Source organism: Pseudomonas sp. B14-6, assembly GCF_013260315.1.
Taxonomy (GTDB): domain Bacteria; phylum Pseudomonadota; class Gammaproteobacteria; order Pseudomonadales; family Pseudomonadaceae; genus Aquipseudomonas; species Aquipseudomonas mandelii.
The window spans coordinates 4,607,535-4,624,692 of sequence record NZ_CP053929.1 but is presented as its reverse complement, the minus strand read 5'-3'; the positions used below and the strand labels follow the sequence as shown (position 1 = coordinate 4,624,692).

Annotated in this window: 16 protein-coding genes; 12 read left to right on the top strand and 4 right to left on the bottom strand. The window is 58.8% G+C overall.

The annotated features are described in order from the left end of the window. Positions 1–169: 169 nt before the first annotated feature. The 7 genes from HP062_RS21200 to HP062_RS21170 all read left to right on the top strand — a co-directional run bounded on the left by HP062_RS21200 (position 170) and on the right by HP062_RS21170 (position 7,426). The gene (locus HP062_RS21200) at positions 170–460 is read left to right on the top strand and encodes a cytochrome c5 family protein (protein ID WP_010465620.1); all 291 of its coding nucleotides are present in this window, start codon (positions 170–172) and stop codon (positions 458–460) included. A 46-nt stretch (positions 461–506) separates the two neighbouring features. Then, positions 507–1,118, top strand: a complete 612-nt coding sequence (locus tag HP062_RS21195; RefSeq protein WP_010465618.1) for a cytochrome c4 — start codon at positions 507–509, stop codon at positions 1,116–1,118. A 200-nt stretch (positions 1,119–1,318) separates the two neighbouring features. Further along, positions 1,319–1,960 (top strand): thiol:disulfide interchange protein DsbA/DsbL, encoded by a 642-nt coding sequence (locus tag HP062_RS21190; protein WP_145306404.1) that lies wholly within the window; start codon positions 1,319–1,321, stop codon positions 1,958–1,960. A 14-nt stretch (positions 1,961–1,974) separates the two neighbouring features. Then, positions 1,975–2,850, top strand: a complete 876-nt coding sequence (locus HP062_RS21185; protein WP_010465613.1) for an endonuclease/exonuclease/phosphatase family protein — start codon at positions 1,975–1,977, stop codon at positions 2,848–2,850. Further along, positions 2,851–4,854, top strand: a complete 2,004-nt coding sequence (locus tag HP062_RS21180) for a GGDEF domain-containing protein (RefSeq protein WP_010465611.1) — start codon at positions 2,851–2,853, stop codon at positions 4,852–4,854. Between the two features lie 103 nt (positions 4,855–4,957). Continuing rightward, positions 4,958–5,737: an N-acetylmuramoyl-L-alanine amidase gene (locus HP062_RS21175; protein ID WP_010465609.1), complete on the top strand. Its 780-nt coding sequence runs from the start codon at positions 4,958–4,960 to the stop codon at positions 5,735–5,737. Between the two features lie 75 nt (positions 5,738–5,812). Continuing rightward, positions 5,813–7,426 (top strand): EAL domain-containing protein, encoded by a 1,614-nt coding sequence (locus tag HP062_RS21170; protein ID WP_042932459.1) that lies wholly within the window; start codon positions 5,813–5,815, stop codon positions 7,424–7,426. Between the two features lie 14 nt (positions 7,427–7,440). On the opposite strand, the gene HP062_RS21165 is transcribed toward HP062_RS21170, so the two are convergent. Then, the gene (locus HP062_RS21165) at positions 7,441–9,228 is read right to left on the bottom strand and encodes an ATP-binding protein (RefSeq protein WP_172791979.1); all 1,788 of its coding nucleotides are present in this window, start codon (positions 9,226–9,228) and stop codon (positions 7,441–7,443) included. A 7-nt stretch (positions 9,229–9,235) separates the two neighbouring features. Then, on the bottom strand, positions 9,236–10,582 hold the full coding sequence (algB, locus tag HP062_RS21160) for a sigma-54-dependent response regulator transcription factor AlgB (RefSeq protein ID WP_010465602.1): 1,347 nt from the start codon (positions 10,580–10,582) through the stop codon (positions 9,236–9,238). A 442-nt stretch (positions 10,583–11,024) separates the two neighbouring features. On the opposite strand from algB, the gene HP062_RS21155 reads away from it, so the two are divergent. The 5 genes from HP062_RS21155 (at position 11,025) to HP062_RS21135 (ending at position 15,489) form a co-directional block, all read left to right on the top strand. After that, positions 11,025–11,312 carry a hypothetical protein gene (locus tag HP062_RS21155; RefSeq protein WP_010465600.1) on the top strand — a complete coding sequence of 96 codons (288 nt, stop codon included), beginning with the start codon at positions 11,025–11,027 and terminating at the stop codon, positions 11,310–11,312. Positions 11,313–11,394: 82 nt separating this feature from the next. After that, positions 11,395–11,559 (top strand): DUF1328 domain-containing protein, encoded by a 165-nt coding sequence (locus HP062_RS21150; RefSeq protein WP_003177151.1) that lies wholly within the window; start codon positions 11,395–11,397, stop codon positions 11,557–11,559. A gap of 2 nt (positions 11,560–11,561) precedes the next feature. Continuing rightward, positions 11,562–12,026 carry an inhibitor of vertebrate lysozyme family protein gene (locus HP062_RS21145; protein ID WP_102594694.1) on the top strand — a complete coding sequence of 155 codons (465 nt, stop codon included), beginning with the start codon at positions 11,562–11,564 and terminating at the stop codon, positions 12,024–12,026. A 699-nt stretch (positions 12,027–12,725) separates the two neighbouring features. After that, the gene (gene gltP, locus HP062_RS21140) at positions 12,726–14,057 is read left to right on the top strand and encodes a glutamate/aspartate:proton symporter GltP (RefSeq protein WP_010465575.1); all 1,332 of its coding nucleotides are present in this window, start codon (positions 12,726–12,728) and stop codon (positions 14,055–14,057) included. A gap of 202 nt (positions 14,058–14,259) precedes the next feature. Continuing rightward, positions 14,260–15,489, top strand: coding sequence for a nucleoside recognition domain-containing protein (locus HP062_RS21135; RefSeq protein WP_010465573.1), 1,230 nt, complete (start codon positions 14,260–14,262; stop codon positions 15,487–15,489). 97 nt (positions 15,490–15,586) lie between these two features. On the opposite strand, the gene HP062_RS21130 is transcribed toward HP062_RS21135, so the two are convergent. Together HP062_RS21130 and HP062_RS21125 are read right to left on the bottom strand one after the other, a co-directional pair. Continuing rightward, positions 15,587–16,222, bottom strand: coding sequence for an ABC-type transport auxiliary lipoprotein family protein (locus tag HP062_RS21130; RefSeq protein ID WP_172791978.1), 636 nt, complete (start codon positions 16,220–16,222; stop codon positions 15,587–15,589). Continuing rightward, positions 16,219–17,157 carry an MlaD family protein gene (locus HP062_RS21125; protein WP_010465569.1) on the bottom strand — a complete coding sequence of 313 codons (939 nt, stop codon included), beginning with the start codon at positions 17,155–17,157 and terminating at the stop codon, positions 16,219–16,221. The genes HP062_RS21130 and HP062_RS21125 overlap by 4 nt, the downstream gene beginning before the upstream one ends. Position 17,158 lies beyond the last annotated feature (1 nt).

The window sequence follows — 17,158 nt, the reverse complement described above, 5'->3', positions numbered from 1 at the left end:
CCGGGAATGGACGCGGCAAGCGGTGTCGTTTCCGTTTCAGTGACGCCAGTATATAATGCCGCAGATTTTGTGTGCGCTTTGTCCCAGCGTAGGATGAAGTTCACGAGAGCGATTGACCTTGATTGCGCATTAGAACGCAGAACGCTCTCAACCCTGAAAAGGTCGTTTTATGACGAAATGGCTGCTAGCTGCCGGTGTCTTGATGCCGCTTTACAGCGCTCAGGCTACACAGGATCCGGAAGCTGTGTACAACCGTGTTTGTGGTGCCTGTCATTCCGGCCAACTACCCATGGCGCCCAAAAAGGGCGACCAGGAAGCTTGGACGCCGAGGTTGGCGAAAGGTATGGGGACGCTGGTGCAACACGTGACCCAGGGTTTCAAGGCGATGCCGCCGCGTGGTTTGTGCATGGACTGCAGTGCCGAGGATTACCAGGCAATCATCCAGTGGATGAGCGAGTGATCCCGGTCCATAACTCTTTAACCCTTAGCCGTAGTTGGATTAGCTGATGAACAAATTGATCGTGAGTCTGCTGTTGACCGTGGGGATCTCCGGCGTAGCCCATGCTGCAGGTGATGCAACTGCTGGTCAGGCGAAAGCCGCAGTATGTGGCGCCTGTCATGGCCCGGATGGCAACAGCATGGCGCCTAACTTTCCGAAACTGGCAGGCCAGGGCGAGCGTTATCTGAACAAGCAGCTGCACGACATCAAGTCCGGCAAACGCACCGTTCTGGAAATGACCGGCCTGCTGACCAACCTGAGCGATCAGGACCTGGCTGATATCGCCGCTTACTTCGCCAGCCAGAAAGGCAGCGTTGGCGCCGCCGACCCGAAAGTCGTGGCTCGCGGTGAGGCCTTGTTCCGCGGTGGCGACCTGGCCAAGGGCCTGCCAGCCTGCACCGGCTGCCACTCTCCGGATGGCAAGGGCAACGCGGCTGCCGGCTTCCCGCATCTGGGTGGTCAGCACGCTCAATACGTTGCCAAGCAATTGACCGACTTCCGCAAGGAAGAAGGCGGTCGTGCCAACGATGGCGATACCAAACCAATGCAAAGCATTGCCAAAAAGCTCAGCGACGAAGATATCGCTGCGGTGTCCAGCTACATTCAAGGCCTGCACTAAGACCGGCGAACAGGGCGTGCCGCGGGAAGTACATCTCCTGCAACGTTAACGCTCTATTAATCCGTCGCAGCAAGTATAAAAAGGGTGGCTCAGGCCGCCCTTTTTTGTGGCCGCTGCCGTTACACTACAGAACTCAAGCCCGCCAGGACCTGTCTGAAAACAGGTCGCGCGAGGCGACCCAAATTGTCCAGGAGTAAAGCATGCGTAATCTGATCATCAGCGCCGCACTCGTCGCTGCCAGCCTGTTCGGCATGACTGCCCAAGCCGCCGAAGCACCCGCCGCCCCTTATGTCGAACTGACCAATCCGGTTCCGGTCGCCGTGCCTGGCAAGATCGAAGTCGTGGAGCTGTTCTGGTACGGCTGCCCGCATTGCTACGCTTTTGAACCGGTGATCAACCCGTGGGTCGAGAAACTGCCTTCCGACGTGAACTTCGTCCGTATCCCTGCCATGTTCGGCGGCCCATGGGACGCACACGGCCAGATGTTCCTGACCCTTGAAGCGATGGGCGTAGAGAACAAGGTTCACGCTGCGGTATTCAACGCAATCCAGAAAGAACACAAGAAACTGACCGACAAAGACGACATGGCCGACTTCCTGGCCACTCAAGGCGTAGACAAGGACAAGTTCCTGGCCACCTTCGACTCCTTCGCCATCAAGGGCCAGATCAACAAAGCCAAAGAACTGGCCAAGAAATATGAAATCACCGGCGTGCCTACCATGATCGTCAACGGCAAGTATCGCTTTGACATCGGTTCTGCCGGCGGCGCCGAACAAGCGCTGAAACTGGCCGACCAACTGGTAGCCAAAGAGCGAGCGGCTAACAAGGCTGCTGCCAACTAAGCGCGGGGCCCGCCATGCGCCGCTGGGGAACTGAACGTGTCGTTGGCCTGCATGATCCGCGGGTCAACGAGCATCACCTGGAATCGACGGGATTGCCCGCAGACAGCCGTCTGCGCTTGCTCAGTTTCAATATCCAGGTCGGCATCAGTACCGAGCGCTATCGGCACTACCTGACCCGAGGCTGGCAGCATCTGCTGCCGCACACCGGGCGTGCCGACAATCTGCAAAAGATCGGCAATCTGCTGGGCGACTTCGATCTGGTCGCCTTGCAGGAAGCCGATGGCGGCAGCCTGCGATCAGGCTACGTCAATCAGGTTGAACACCTGGCGCAGCTCGGCGCCTTTCCCTACTGGTATCAACAACTCAATCGCAATCTCGGTCGCCTCGGCCAGCACAGCAATGGCGTGCTCAGCCGCCTGCGCCCGTGGGCAATCGAAGATCATCCGCTGCCGGGGCCCAAGGGCCGCGGGGCGATTCTGGTGCGTTTCGGCGAAGGTCCGGAGGCGCTGGTGGTGGTGATGATGCACCTGGCGCTGGGTGCCCGGGCTCGCAGCATGCAACTGGCTTACATCCGCGAGTTGATCGGCGGTTACAAACACCAGGTGCTGATGGGCGACATGAACACCCACGCCAGTGATTTGCTGCAGAACTCACCGTTGCGTGACCTCGGTCTGCTAGCACCGCAACTGGAAGCGACCTTCCCCAGCTGGCGCCCGCAGCGCTGCCTCGACCATATTCTGCTCAGCCCCACTCTGACCCTTGAAAAGGTCGAAGTGCTGGCACAACCGATTTCAGATCACCTGCCCGTCGCGGTAGAGATTCGTCTGCCGGGTTCGCTCACGGCCGATGCATTCCCCGCGTTGAGTCCTGCCCCTTCGCGGATCCCATGAATGAGCGACGAAACACAGCGCTGGAAAGAGAAATACCTTAAAAGCATCGAACAACAGGAAAAGCTCGAACGCCGATGGGATGCCCGGCTCGACTTGCTGCGCCGTGGGCTGGTGCGCAGCACCCTGGCCGCAGAAGGCACCGATCGCGCCGTTGACCAGTGCATGAAGGAAATGCGCGAAGTCGTGCGCACCGATGACATGGACGCCGGTCTGGCCGCCCTGCTTCCGCGCCTGGAAAAAGCCGTACTCGACTCCGAGCAGCGCCGGGAAACCCGGGTCAACCAGACCAGCGCCGCATTGACTGCACTGGTGACTCAGCTGCAAACACTGCCACTGCCTCGAGAAGTCAGCCGGACGCTGAAGAACTTTGCCAAACAACTGGATGGTCGAGTCAGTCAGGCCCGTGAGATTCCGTTGCTGCTCAGCGAACTGAGTGGCCTGCAAGGCAAAGCCTTACGTCAACTGGATACCCCGGCAGAACCTGATCGCCCCGGTTTTCTGCAGCGCCTTTTTGGTAACCGGGAAGCGGATGAGGCCACCCCGCAGGCCACCGTTCCTGCGGTGCAAGCGGCGCCCCTGCAAACTGTCGAACCGATTGCCGAGACCCCGCCGGCAACGGTTGATCTTGCACCCGCGGTGGAGCATCCGCCAGTCGAACAGCCAACGGTCATCGACGTCCAACCTGCCGCTGCGATCCCTGAATCACTGGAAGTACAGGCAACGGAACCTGCTCCGGAATTGGTGGTGTTTGTCCCGCCTGTGCTTCAGTCAGAGACTGCATTTGCGCAAGCGGTAGAGCCACAGACCCAGCCAAACATCGAACAACCGATAGATCCAACGCCAGCCGAGCAAGAGCCACAGGCAGTCAACCCGGATGAACTGACCCCGGTGACCATCGAGGCGGAGCACCTGGCGCCAGAGGAAGTTCTCTACGCCCTGCCCGACTCACCCGAGCCGTCCTATAGTTCAGTCGCCAAGCATATCGAAGACACGCTCCTTGGCCTCCTCGACGACCTGACGCTGCCCGAACGCCATCGACCACAAGCCGAAGCGATGCGTGATCGTCTGCAAAACGGGTTGAACTGGTACGAACTGATCCCGATCCTCGATGATCTGGCGACGTTGATGCTGGCGATCACCGACAGCGGCCAGCACGAATTCGAAGCGTACCTGCAGCAACTCAACGAACGTCTCGAATCGTTCCAGAGCAACTTGCAAGCTGCCAGCGACGGCCATGCCGACAACCGCTCGGCAGCACGCGAGATGGATACGCAGATTCGCGAGCAAGTCGACGGCCTGCAGAGCAGCGTGCAAGAAGCGGCGGACCTGGACGACCTCAAGCACGTCCTGGAGAACCACCTCGAAGGCCTGCTCGGCACCATGGATCAACACCAGAAACAGCGCGACGAACGTGAGCAGGAAGTCGCGGCTCGGTTGCAAAGCCTGGCCGAACGCGTGGCGCACATGGAACAGGAAGCGCTGGGCTACCGCGAACACCTTGAAGAACAACGGCAGAAAGCGCTGCTCGATCCCCTCACCGGCCTGCCCAATCGCGCGGCCTGGAGTGAGCGGCTGGAACACGAAGTCCGCGAATGGCAGCAACACGGCAACATCCTGTTGCTGGCGATGCTCGACCTCGACCACTTCAAACGCATCAATGATAACTACGGTCACCTGGCAGGTGACAAAGTGCTGAAAATCATTGCCAGCGTGTTGCGCAAACGCCTGCGCGGGACGGATTTCATTGCGCGGTTCGGGGGTGAGGAGTTTGTCTTGCTGATGCCAGACACGTCACCGATAAATGGCGCACAACTGCTGGATACTTTGCGCGCATCGATTGAAGCCTGCCCTTTTCACTTCAAGGGCGAGCGGGTGACCATCACCATTTCCGTAGGTTTTACGGCATTCAAACCCGGAGAACACAGCGACTTGGTGCTTAAAAGAGCCGATCAGGCGCTATACCGTGCGAAAAATGCTGGTCGCAATCGCGTCGAGGCTGGTTGACAGCCAATTGTTCCATTTTATTTAAAACAGCGCTTTTGCGCTCTGCGCGCAAGTCAGTACGTTACACTGTTGCATTACTGACTTGCGTGTACTGCCTCCTGCCATGAAATGTCTTGCCTTCTTTACGTCGCTGCTCCTGTTGGCCGGTTGTGCCAGCGGCCCGCGGATCGACACCAGCCACCCTTCAGCCAATCACGACAGTCGTATTCAGTTCGTGGTGGTGCATTACACCTCCGCCTCCCTCGAGCGCTCCCTGCAATTGCTGACCCACGGCGAGGTCAGCAGTCACTACCTGATCGGTGACGACAAAGGCGCCACCATCTATAAGCTGATGGATGAAAATCTTCGGTCCTGGCACGCAGGCGAAAGCGAATGGCAAGGCCGGACCTGGCTGAACTCCAGCTCCATCGGCATCGAGATCGTCAATCCTGGCTTCAAAGACACTCCGACGGGCCGCCTTTGGTATCCCTACAGTGAAGATCAGGTTCAGTCGCTGATCTTCCTGCTCAAAGACATCAGCAAGCGTTACAACATCAACCCTCGTTCCATCATCGGGCACAGCGACATCGCGCCGCTGCGCAAGCTCGATCCCGGCCCGCTGTTCCCCTGGAAGCGCCTGGCCGGCGAAGGCATAGGCGTCTGGCCAAACGAGCAGGCCGTCGCACGCCAGCAAACCCAGTTCGCAGCAGAACTGCCGAGCATCAGCTGGTATCAGGGACAACTGGCCCGACTGGGTTATGCCACGCCACAAACGGGCGAGCTTGATGTCGCCACGCGCCATGTACTGGCGGCCTTTCAAATGCATTTCCGCCCCGCTCGATTCGATGGCACTCCTGACGCTCAGACGGCGGCGCTTCTACAAGTTTTGAATCAGACAAAATAATGACGGCCGCCCGACGGTAAGGGCTTTTTCTCAATCAGCAGCTATAACTCATTGGTAATTCTTCGGATATCCATAATGGCTGTAGCTCGAGAGACGCTCCGTAGCTGGTTCTATCGCCCTTGGTTTTTGGCGACGCTGGCTGCTGCCTTGAGTGCAACGCTATTGATGACCGCCAGCCTGTTTCTGGCGATGCATCAAGTGGAGCAGCGGGAAAGCCAGGAAATGAATGCCCAGGGCGAGCGTTTCCTCGCCCGGCTTGAACAGCTATTCGGGCAGCTACGCGAAAGCCTCGACGATCTGGAAGCCCAACCCCTGCGTGGCTGCGATGATGAAATGATCGCAACCTTGCAACAGGTCAGCTTCAATTACCGATTCGTTTATGAAGCTGCCTATATGGACGCCTCGCGGATTTGCTCGAATCGCCCTCGCCAGGAAGGGCTGTCGCTGAGTCGACCACCGGACATCAAGGGCCCCACCTACAGCTACTGGCTGAACACCACCACCGAGCCCGATGAAAACCGTGCTGCGCTGATGCTGGGACGCGGCAACTTTCGGGTCGCTACCTCTCGTGGCCATTTGACCGACATGGTCGATCTATCCCCGGGCAGTAGCCTGCTCGTGGTGCTCTCCCATGGCACTCGTGCGATTCCTGTCCTCGGTGCCGCACAGGCCTGGCCGCCCACGGAGTTCTGGCCCCTGGAAAGCCGCGATGCGCTGCAGGTGACACAAACCCGCTTGATTTACCGCATGCCCACCAACAACCCCGAATACCAATTGGTGCTGATCACCCCACGCACGAACATGCATGTGCCAGCCGTGTGGTGGTGGCTGCTGCCGGCCAGTCTGGCGCTGAGTGCCTTGGTCGGTTTCATGGTGTTTCTGCTGGTGCGCCAGCGTCAGTCACTGGACGCTGAACTGAACGGCGCCATTCGACGGGGCGAATTGCAGGTGTTGTATCAGCCGATCTTCGATCTCGACAGCCGCAACTGTGTCGGGGCCGAAGCCTTGCTGCGCTGGCGAAGGCCGGACGGCACGCTGACCAGCCCCGACCTGTTTATCCCGATGGCGGAAAACACCGGCCAGATCCGCCAGATGACCGACTTCGTATTGCAGCGACTTCTCGAACAACTGGGGCAACTGCTACGCGCCAATCCGCAGTTGTACATCTCCGTCAACCTTGCAGCTTGCGACGTCATGGTGCCGCGTATCGGCCAGGTGATGGCACGCCTGCTGACCTTGCACCGGGTCGCGGCAAAGCAGATTGCTTTTGAGGTGACTGAGCGGGGCTTGATCGATGTAGTGGTGGCCAGGGAAAACCTGCAAGCCTTGCGCGATGTCGGGCATCAGGTCCTGATCGATGATTTCGGCACGGGCTATTGCAGCCTCGCCTACCTGCAAACCCTGCCGGTGGACTGCCTGAAAATCGACAAGGCGTTCATTGATGCGCTGGGCCATGATGCCGCCAGCAGCGGCGTGGCACCGCACATCATTCATATGGCCCAGGCCCTGCAACTCAGGGTGATTGCCGAGGGCATAGAACACGAAGCCCAAGCGGCGTTTCTGAGCAGCGAAGGCGTCAAGTATGGTCAGGGCTGGCTGTTCGCCCATGCACTGAGCGCCGTGCAGTTCATCGAACTGATTACCCGTGGGCGCCGATTGAGCAATCGACGCCTGGATGATGAAGCCTGAGCAGACTGCTGGGTCTACACCGCCAGCGCCATGTAGAACTGCGTGCCCTGTCCCGGCCGCGAATAAACGCCCATTCTCCCGCCATGCAACTGCACGATTTCCTTGCACAACGCCAAACCAAGCCCGGCACCGCCCTTCTTGCGTCCGACCTGGACGAAGGGCTCGAAGATCCGCCCCTGCTGACCGTAGGCAATGCCTTCACCGTTGTCTTCAACGCTGATGATCACTCGCTCGCCATGGCGCCGCGCCTGCAAACGTATCAGTCCATCCTGGGCGGTATGACGCAATGCGTTATCGATCAGGTTATCGAGCACCCGGTCCAATTGCGCCTGGTCGGCCTGCAATCGGGGTAACGGCCCCTGCACTTCCACCCGCAGCTCAATACCCTTCTGCGCCGCAGCCCCGGCAAAGCGTGCCTGAGCCTGTTCCAGTAACTCTTCAATGGAACAAGGCGCCAGCGTGAGTTTCTGCAACCCGTTTTGGTAGCGCGAGAAATTCAGCAGGTCGTTGATCAGCTGCATCAAGCGCTGCATTTCTTCGTTCACGGTGTCCAGTAAATCGGCTTCGCGAGAGTCTTCAGGAAATTTCGCCCGTTCGCGGAACAGCCCGAAGGCCATGTGCATCCCGGTCACCGGGGTGCGCAACTCATGGGAGGCGCGCAAGACGAACTCGCTGCGCACCCGTTCGAATGCACGCTGTTCTGTGACGTCATGCAGCACCATCACGGCGCCAAGAATGTGGCCCTGCGTATGGCTGACAGGCGTCAGGCTGTACGTCAGTAACCTCGACTCACCGTCGACCTCAATACTCAGGTCTTCCGGCGCCCGCTCCAGGGTTCCGCCGCGCAGCACCAATTGCAGCTGCTCATCCAGTTCAGGACGATCGAGCGCTGTGCCCAGCCCTTGACCGAGTCGGTCGGTGTCCCACCCCAACTGACGCTGGGCCACGGGGTTGAGGTGTTCCAGATGCCCTTCGCGATCGATCATCAACAACCCATCGTCGATGCTGTCGAGTACCGCTTGCAAACGCTGCTGACCGGCGAGCAGCTCGTCGATGTTCATCGCCTGATGCTCACGCAGCGCCTCTGCCATGATGCCGAAGCGCTTGGTCAGCTGGTTCATTTCCTCGGCGGAGGAAACCGGCAGTGTCACCTCGAAATTACCCTGGCCGATGTCGTCGGCAGCCTGGACCAACGCTTCAATCGGAGCGCCAAACCGCCGGGCGATTGCATGGGCGGTCACGAACCCGATGATCAGCACGGCCAGCCCTATCAAACCGAGCAGCCCGGCAATCAGCAACGCGCGTTCCCGGGCCTGGCGTTCGATGTCATTGATGTTATCCAGGGAACGCTTTTGTTCGGAGACGAGACCGCTGCGAAGGGTATTGAATTTTTCCAACAGCGCCTCGTTGCCGGTCAATACGGGCGCCGAGGCTGGTGTTTGATCGTAGGCCTGAAGAAAGTCGAGGTAGTCAGCCTTCGCCTGTGTGAAACCGTAGCCGCCATTGCCGGATTGCTGAAGGGAAATGCCTTCGTCAAGCAGCTCGAGGTAGTGCTGCCTGGAGGCCTGGAACGCTGCGGGATCGGGATTTTCGTCGATCATGATCATCAGTTGATCGCCCAAGGCCTGACGCAATTTCAAGCCCAGGTCCAGCGTGACAAAGTTGTTGCGAACCAGCACTTCCTGGGTGCCAGCCATCTGCATCACGCTGACCAGCCCGAGCAAGAGCCCGAGCAGCGCCACGGTAATCAGCGCCGAAATACTCAGGAACAGCCGAGTACGCAGCTTCATCGCCAGTTTCATTGCCGGCTCACAGGTTGTATTGCTTGCGTTTGCGATACAGGGTCGAGGCATCGATGCCAAGTGTCTTGGCCGCCTGATCGAGGGTATCGGCGGTGGCGAGGACGGCACCGATGTGGGCTTTCTCCAATTCATCCAGGCTCAACGCCGCACCGATTCGGGGGGCGTTGTTGGTCGGGGTCTCGGCCATGCCCAAGTGGCTGATCTCAACCCGTTCCTGAGGGCAGATAATGCTCGCCCGCTCCACCACGTTACGCAGTTCGCGGATGTTGCCGGGCCAGCGGTAACCCAGCAACGCTTCGCGAGCCTCGTCGCTAAAGCCACGTGCCGGACGCGCGTACTCCTTGACGAAACGCGCCAGGAAACGGTCGGCCAGGTTCAGAATGTCCTCCCGGCGCTCGCGCAGTGGCGGCAAGTGCAAGGTGATGACGTTCAGGCGATAGAGCAGGTCTTCACGGAAACGGCCGTCGCGCACCATATCCTCGAGGTTCAGGTTGGTCGCGGCGAGGATGCGCACATCGGCGCGGCGGGTCACGGGATCACCCACGCGCTCGTATTCCTTATCCTGGATAAAACGCAGCAACTTGGGTTGCAACGTCAGGGGAAAGTCGCCGATCTCGTCGAGAAACAAGGTGCCGCCGTCCGCTTGATTGACCCGACCCAAGGTGCTTTCGCTGGCACCGGTGAAGGCGCCTCGGCTGTGGCCGAAGAGTTCACTTTCCATCAATTCCGCCGTCAGCGACGGGCAGTTGATGGTGACGCAGGATTTCTTCTGGCGTTTGCTCCAACCGTGGATGGCTTGGGACAGTTCACCTTTACCGGTACCGGACTCGCCGAGAATCAGAATGTTGGCGTCAGTGCTGGCGACCTGCCGTGCGGTTTCGAGAACCACTTTCATGGCCGGGCTATGGGAATCCAGTCCGTCCTTGGGTTTACGCACTTCGCCTTCAAGGGCTTCCAGCCGTGCCGAGAGTTGCCGAACTTCCAGCTGTTTGGCGGTGGCCAGACGCAACTGGTCGGGGCTGCAAGGTTTGACGAGGTAGTCGGCGGCACCGGCCTGGATCGCATCCACGGCGGTGTCGACAGCCGAGTGAGCGGTGACGATCACCACCCGCATCCAGGGTGCCTGAATGCGCATCTGAGCCAGCACATCCAGGCCATTGTCTTCACCCAGGCGCAGATCGAGGAAGCACAGATCAAACACCTGACGTTGCAGCAACGCATCGGCCTGCGCTGCACTGTTCGCGGTGGCGACGCTATAGCCTTCATCTTCAAGGCAATAGCGGAAGGTTCGCAGAATGGCGGATTCGTCATCCACCAGCAGAATGCGGCCTTGATGCTCAGTGGCTGATTCCATGTTCCTGCGCTCCTTTAATGAATGATCTTGAGTTAGTCCCGGAAAAATCGGGCAAGTTGCATGGTTGATTCTGATCCATTCCGGCCATGGCAGGGTAGCTCTCTACTCATCCATTAGCTAATGGACTGATTTCTCTGGTTTTTTGCACAAAAATCGCCGTTGAGGCGATTACCTGCGTTCTTTTCTGACATCCGCGCTCTCCTCTCAATTCAAAAATAATCAAAGTTGCCGGGAAACGATCGTGCAATACGCACGACCCTGCACGGCCCATCGTGCAGGATGCGTCCGTCATGATTTATACGTCAGATCTAACATATTGATTTAAAACGATTTTTTTCTTTGAAAAAGCTGGCATGCAGGCTGCAATAGTCTAGATAACCAGGGCCATTTTGAATCGACGCCCACTAAACAAGATCACCACCAGAGTGGGAGGAGTTTCAGGATGAATCGCCAACGTGTCGCCCAATTGCGTATCTCGCCTTTGCATATCCAACAAGGACTGTTTGGCATTCTGGCGCTGCTGATCACGCTGATCGCAGGTCAGCAGTTTTTGCTTTGGGAACAGAGCCAGCAACCAGAGGCTCCGCACCTGTCGATTCAACGTGCTACCCAGACCCATTTCAGCGCCGTCAGCAGCAGCCAGGCTGACCTCGCACCGATGCGAATGATGGACGTCGACCAGGCGCAGCCTGTGGATGAGATGCCCCGTCAGGAACGTTGGGTGTTCTGAGCAACCGGACTTGGCGCGCTCAATGCGCCGGGAAAAGCAACACAAGCTGCACCTCTAATATAGAAGCGTAAGGAGAATCACCATGTTGAGCTGGGCAATCACATTCTTGATCATTGCCATCATTGCTGCAGTACTGGGCTTCGGTGGTATCGCGGGCACCGCCACGGGTATCGCCAAGATTCTCTTTGTCGTGTTCCTGGTGATGTTTATTGCTTCCTTCTTCTTTGGCCGTCGCGGTCGAGGCTGAACATGAGCGTTTTGTTAAAGACACTGGCAGCCGCCCTGCTTCTGGGCGGTAGTGCCATGGCGATGGCGGCCAATGACGGCCAGACGCGGGCCAGCGAATTATTGAATTCGGACCCGCAGTACCGTGAAACGTGGACTAAAGTCGTTAAAAAGGAAGAACGACTGCCGGAATGGGTGATGAACCTGTCTGGCGATGCCGAGCAAATGAATGCTGTTGAAGAGGATGGCGACAAGTACCTGGTCGGGCCGCTTTGCGAAACGCAACCGACGTGCCTGAGCAAGCGCTTGATCGTGGCTTTCAGCTTCGACAAACAGGACGCCTACGCCATGCTGGTCGAAGTACCTGCAGGATTGCCGGCCGACAAGTCGCCAACGCGACATGCCGACTACCGCTTCCTCGGGAAACCGAACCAAGGCATGCAGGACATGTTGATGGAACAGCTCAAGAAAGATCCGAACTGGTACTGAGTTTGAAACACGAAAGGAGCAGCATCGCTTCTTTCCAGTGCGCTACCCGAGGAAGGTAGACGCATGACCAAGGGGTCGGGACGTTCTGACTGTTTCAGGGTCGGAGTGACCTACGGGCACATGGAGTGTCTGCGCAAGGGCCGGGTCAGGTAATAAAGCTGCGACGCAAGTTCGCCAGCCCAGAGTGGCTGGACGGACTTGCGAAGAGCTTCAACGTGCAAAGCGTTGATCTAGAGCACTGCACCCTATTCCCCCTGCTGCATATTCCCCACAAAACCGTTTCGCGGTGTTTCTTCACGACCGTATATCGAGAAACCTTCGACTTTCGGCAGAAGAGTTTTCGCTGCCAAACGTAGGCTTTTTCCGAAATTTCGTCATGAATTCAACTGTTTAAAAAACAACCAACCTCCTCTGAAATGGCCGGTTCACGGCACTTATGCCTGCCGAAATGTCGTATTCGAACCGGTTGGGACGCGAGTTTCAATTAAAAAAGCTCATGCCGATTCGGCATAGGGTAGGCGTTTACGGCATTAGACGTCGCATCCTTGCATCGGAATAGTTGCGCCTTTTTTCGCCTGCCAGAGAGCCGAAACAAAGCGCTCCGGGGCACCTTATACGGGGGCAGATGCGCAGACTTTTTCGCCACGAGCGTTCCAGTTCTTGCATTCGCCTGAGTCAAACGCAAGTAAGGGTAAAGATATGAAGAAGGCAAAGCTCAGCCTCGCCTGGCAGATCCTCATCGGTCTGGTTCTGGGGATAGCAATCGGTGCGCTGCTCAACCATTTCAGTGCCGAAAAAGCCTGGTGGATCAGCAACGTCCTGCAACCGGCAGGCGATATCTTTATCCGTCTGATCAAGATGATCGTGATCCCGATCGTCATCTCCTCGTTGATCGTCGGCATCGCTGGCGTAGGCGATGCGAAGAAACTCGGGCGTATCGGCCTCAAGACCATCATTTACTTCGAGATCGTCACCACCATCGCCATCGTGGTCGGTCTGGTGCTGGCCAACGTGTTCCATCCGGGCACCGGCATCGACATGAGCACCCTGGGTACGGTGGATATTTCCAAGTACCAGGCCACAGCTGCCGAGGTTCAGCATGAACATGCGTTCATCGAAACTATCCTCAACCTGATCCCGTCGAACATCTTCGCGGCCATGGCCCGTGGCGAAATGCTGCCGATCATCTTCTTCTCCGTATTGTTCGGCCTCGGTCTGTCGAGCCTGCAATCGGACCTGCGCGAGCCGCTGGTGAAGATGTTCCAGGGCGTATCCGAGAGCATGTTCAAAGTCACCCACATGATCATGAACTATGCCCCGATCGGCGTGTTCGCACTGATCGCGGTGACCGTGGCCAACTTCGGTTTCGCTTCTCTGATACCGCTGGCCAAACTGGTGATCCTGGTTTACGTCGCCATCGCTTTCTTCGCCTTTGTCATTCTCGGCCTGATTGCCAGGATGTTTGGCTTCTCGGTGATCAAGCTGATGCGCATCTTCAAGGATGAGCTGGTGCTGGCCTACTCCACCGCCAGTTCCGAAACCGTGCTGCCGCGCGTGATCGAGAAGATGGAAGCCTACGGCGCGCCGAAAGCCATTTGCAGCTTCGTGGTGCCGACCGGTTACTCGTTCAACCTCGACGGCTCGACCCTGTACCAGAGCATCGCGGCGATCTTCATTGCCCAGCTGTACGGCATCGACCTGTCGATCAGCCAGCAATTGCTGCTGGTGCTGACCCTGATGGTGACGTCCAAAGGCATCGCCGGCGTACCGGGCGTGTCCTTCGTAGTGCTGCTGGCCACCTTGGGCAGCGTGGGTATTCCGCTGGAAGGCCTGGCCTTCATCGCCGGTGTAGACCGCATCATGGACATGGCGCGTACTGCCTTGAACGTGATCGGCAATGCCTTGGCCGTGCTGGTCATCTCCCGCTGGGAAGGCATGTACGACGACGCCAAGGGCCAACGCTACTGGAACTCGCTGCCGCACTGGCGCAGCAAGGAAAAGCTGCCAGTTGGCGAGGTTTCCAAGAACTAACGCAAAACCTTGCAGGAGTGAGCCTGCTCGCGATAGCGGTGCATCAAACAACAGAGATGTTGGATGTGCCGCCCCCATCGCGAGCAGGCTCACTCCTACAAAGGTCCGGTGTAAGCCGAACAAACAAACCCCGGAGAAATCCGGGGTTTGTCGTTTCTGCACACCCCGCTATCATTCGCGGCATTCTTCGGGGGATTTAACTGTGCTCAATGGCCTGTGGCTTGGCTTTTTCATCGTGGCTGCCGTTTCGGCACTGGCGCAATGGCTGATCGGCGGTAACGCCGGGATCTTCGCGGCGATGGTGGAAAGCATTTTCGCCATGGCCAAGTTATCGGTCGAAGTCATGGTCCTGCTGTTCGGCACCCTGACCCTCTGGCTGGGCTTTCTGCGAATTGCCGAGAAGGCCGGGATCGTCGAATGGCTGGCCAAGGCGCTGGGCCCCTTGTTTTTGCGCCTGATGCCGGAAGTGCCGGCCGGTCACCCGGCCATCGGCCTGATCACGCTGAACTTTGCCGCCAACGGCCTGGGCCTGGACAACGCCGCCACGCCAATCGGCCTCAAAGCCATGAAGGCGCTGCAAGAACTCAACCCCAGCGCCACCATCGCCAGCAATGCGCAGATCCTGTTCCTGGTCCTCAACGCCTCCTCCCTGACCCTGCTGCCGGTGACGATCTTCATGTACCGCGCCCAGCAAGGTGCGCCCGATCCGACGCTGGTGTTCTTGCCGATTTTGCTGGCAACCAGCTGCTCGACACTGGTGGGCCTGCTGTCGGTGGCGTTCATGCAACGTCTGCGACTGTGGGACCCCGTGGTGCTCGCGTATCTGATTCCCGGTGCCTTGGCCCTCGGTGGCTTCATGGCGCTGCTGGCGACGCTCTCGGCGACCGCTCTGGCCGGCCTGTCATCGATCCTCGGCAACCTGACGCTGTTCGGGTTGATCATGCTGTTTCTGGTGGTTGGCGCATTGCGCAAAGTGAAGGTCTACGAAGCGTTCGTCGAAGGCGCCAAGGAGGGCTTCGACGTGGCCAAGAACCTGCTGCCGTATCTGGTGGCGATGCTTTGCGCCGTCGGTGTACTGCGGGCGTCCGGGGCATTGGATTTTGGTCTGGACGGGATTCGGCATCTGGTGGAGTGGGCCGGTTGGGACACGCGCTTCGTCGACGCACTGCCGACGGCGATGGTCAAACCGTTCTCCGGCAGCGCCGCGCGGGCGATGCTGATCGAAACGATGAAGACCTCTGGCGTGGACAGCTTCCCGGCGCTGGTGGCGGCGACGGTCCAGGGCAGTACGGAAACGACATTCTATGTGCTGGCGGTGTACTTCGGCGCGGTGGGCATCCAGCGGGCGCGGCACGCGGTGGGGTGTGCGTTGCTGGCGGAGTTTGCTGGCGTACTGGGCGCCATCGGCGTTTGCTACTGGTTCTTCGGTTAACCAACGATCCCCTGTGGGAGCAAGCCTGCTCGCGATAGCGGTGTGACAGTCGACATTAGTGGTGACTGATTTACCGCTATCGCGAGCAGGCTTACGCCTACAGGGGTCCCGTGTTGGCTTTAAGGGCGACTTTCTGGCCTTGCTCTACCGTCCAAGCCACCACCTGCGCCGTCAACTGATCACTCGCCTGGCCAAATCCGGCCACCACCGCCGGCACTTTCACATCGCCCAATGGCTGACGCACTTCAAAGCGGCGGCTGGCGAGGATGCGCTGGTCATACCCGCGCACCAGCAAGGCATCCAGCCGCACGACCACGCTCGCAGTGGTGCCTTGGTACTCAGTCTGAAATGCTTGCAGGCTCCCGCCCAACTCCAGATCTGCCTGGAAGTTGCTGTCATCCGTGCTCAGCAGCGGCACTCGACCGTCCCGCTGGAAACCATCCAGCAACCGATTACGCAGCAACACCGGCGCTGGATCACTCCAGCGCGAGGCGGTGTAGCTGCTGATCAGATCACCTTGCGGGATCACGGCGATTTTCGGGCTGTTCAACGCTTCGCTGGCCTGCGGCTTGGTCAGGCGCAGCGACCAGCCTTGCGGCGTGCCGTGGCTGGCCGAAACGCTGCTCTGGGCCGACGGCAAGCGATAGACATCGGAGGGCTCGGACTTGGGCAGGATCGAGCAGGCGCTGACCAACGTGAAGCTGGCGAGGAGGGCGAAGGTCGCAAGCTTCATGGTGTGAACTCCTTGTTCTTGTCATTGCCCAGCAAATAACCGCTGGGGTTGGCTTCCAGGCGCTGGGAGATGGCTCGCAACGACGTCAGGGTGTCGCGCAGCTCGCGCACCGCTGGCGCCAGGCCATTGAGGCCCTGCAAGCCGCTGTTCAGGGAATCCTGGTTGGTCGTGAGCAACTTGTTGATGGTCGCGCTGCTTTGTTCCAGTGATTTCATCGCCTGCTCGGCGCTGCCGAACATCTGCTTGCCCTGATCGTTGAGCAAGCCGTTGGCATTGCGCATCAGCGTCGACGTCTGTTCCAGCATGGCGCCAGCCTGCTTGCCGACCGACGCCAGTTGCTGCATCGCCTGACGAATATCACCGCGCTGGTCGGCGATGGTCCCGGTGGTCTGTTCCAGGTGCTCCAGCGTCTTGCTGATGCGCTCGACGTTCTCCGTGGAAAACATCAGGTTGGCGTTATGCATCAGTGTGTTCACACCAGCCATCAGGTCGCCGCTGTCATTGAGCAAGCGAGCGATAGGCGAGGGTGAAGCGACAATCACCGGGAGATGGCCGTCCTTGCCTTTGAGGGTCGGGCTTTGCGGCGTACCGCCACTGAGTTGAATGATCGATGTGCCGGTGATCCCGGTCAGCGCCAGGATGGCCCGGGTGTCTTCCTTGATCGGCGTATCGCCGCCCAGGCGAATCCGCGCCAGCACCCGGCGCGGGTCTTTCGGGTCCAGGCGCAACGTCACCACATCACCGACCTTGATCCCGCTGTACTGCACGGCGCTGCCCTTGGACAAGCCACTGACCGCCTCGTTGAAGACGACTTCGTAATCCTTGAACTCGGTGTCGACACTGGACTTGGCCAGCCACAGGCCGAAGAGCAGGGCACCTGCCACCACAATCACGGTGAACAGGCCGATCAATACATGATGGGCTCGGGTTTCCATG

What these genes read in the sequence shown, in the direction of transcription:
- HP062_RS21200 (WP_010465620.1), top strand. Translation starts at nt 170, where the DNA reads ATGACGAAATGGCTGCTAGCTGCCGGTGTCTTGATGCCGCTTTACAGC.
- HP062_RS21195 (WP_010465618.1), top strand. Translation starts at nt 507, where the DNA reads ATGAACAAATTGATCGTGAGTCTGCTGTTGACCGTGGGGATCTCCGGC.
- HP062_RS21190 (WP_145306404.1), top strand. Translation starts at nt 1,319, where the DNA reads ATGCGTAATCTGATCATCAGCGCCGCACTCGTCGCTGCCAGCCTGTTC.
- HP062_RS21185 (WP_010465613.1), top strand. Translation starts at nt 1,975, where the DNA reads ATGCGCCGCTGGGGAACTGAACGTGTCGTTGGCCTGCATGATCCGCGG.
- HP062_RS21180 (WP_010465611.1), top strand. Translation starts at nt 2,851, where the DNA reads ATGAGCGACGAAACACAGCGCTGGAAAGAGAAATACCTTAAAAGCATC.
- HP062_RS21175 (WP_010465609.1), top strand. Translation starts at nt 4,958, where the DNA reads ATGAAATGTCTTGCCTTCTTTACGTCGCTGCTCCTGTTGGCCGGTTGT.
- HP062_RS21170 (WP_042932459.1), top strand. Translation starts at nt 5,813, where the DNA reads ATGGCTGTAGCTCGAGAGACGCTCCGTAGCTGGTTCTATCGCCCTTGG.
- HP062_RS21165 (WP_172791979.1), bottom strand. Translation starts at nt 9,228, where the DNA reads ATGAAACTGGCGATGAAGCTGCGTACTCGGCTGTTCCTGAGTATTTCG.
- algB (WP_010465602.1), bottom strand. Translation starts at nt 10,582, where the DNA reads ATGGAATCAGCCACTGAGCATCAAGGCCGCATTCTGCTGGTGGATGAC.
- HP062_RS21155 (WP_010465600.1), top strand. Translation starts at nt 11,025, where the DNA reads ATGAATCGCCAACGTGTCGCCCAATTGCGTATCTCGCCTTTGCATATC.
- HP062_RS21150 (WP_003177151.1), top strand. Translation starts at nt 11,395, where the DNA reads ATGTTGAGCTGGGCAATCACATTCTTGATCATTGCCATCATTGCTGCA.
- HP062_RS21145 (WP_102594694.1), top strand. Translation starts at nt 11,562, where the DNA reads ATGAGCGTTTTGTTAAAGACACTGGCAGCCGCCCTGCTTCTGGGCGGT.
- gltP (WP_010465575.1), top strand. Translation starts at nt 12,726, where the DNA reads ATGAAGAAGGCAAAGCTCAGCCTCGCCTGGCAGATCCTCATCGGTCTG.
- HP062_RS21130 (WP_172791978.1), bottom strand. Translation starts at nt 16,222, where the DNA reads ATGAAGCTTGCGACCTTCGCCCTCCTCGCCAGCTTCACGTTGGTCAGC.
- HP062_RS21125 (WP_010465569.1), bottom strand. Translation starts at nt 17,157, where the DNA reads ATGGAAACCCGAGCCCATCATGTATTGATCGGCCTGTTCACCGTGATT.